Here is a 326-nt window from a genome sequence, read left to right as displayed (position 1 = left end):
TTGCGAACCTCGCAAACATCAAAGGCAATCGCCTGCTCATGCAAGGCGACCGCCACTACGATTACGACGCCTATGGCAACCTAGTCCGCGAGAATCGAGGAACAGGCCAAAAACTTGTCACCGAATACCGCTACGACTGCCAGCACCGTCTGATCGGCGTCAGCCTGCCGGGCGGCAGCACAGCAACCTACAAATACGACGCCTTTGGCCGCCGCATTGAAAAGTCAGTCGACGGTCACACCACCGAGTTTCTGTGGCAAGGCGAACGCCTCATCGCTGAAAGCGCCGAGAACCGTTACCGCAGTTACATCTACGAACCGGGCACC

At 57.7% G+C, this 326-nt stretch carries 1 pseudogene; it reads left to right on the top strand.

Annotated elements, in window-relative coordinates:
* A pseudogene (locus OK411_RS27020) lies at window positions 1-326 on the top strand (RHS repeat domain-containing protein); the annotation flags it as partial.

Source organism: Pseudomonas sp. RG1 (assembly GCF_025910115.1).
GTDB classification, from domain to species: domain Bacteria; phylum Pseudomonadota; class Gammaproteobacteria; order Pseudomonadales; family Pseudomonadaceae; genus Aquipseudomonas; species Aquipseudomonas atacamensis.
The sequence above is the reverse complement of the archived record's forward strand: the minus strand, read 5'-3'. Positions and strand labels throughout refer to the sequence as shown.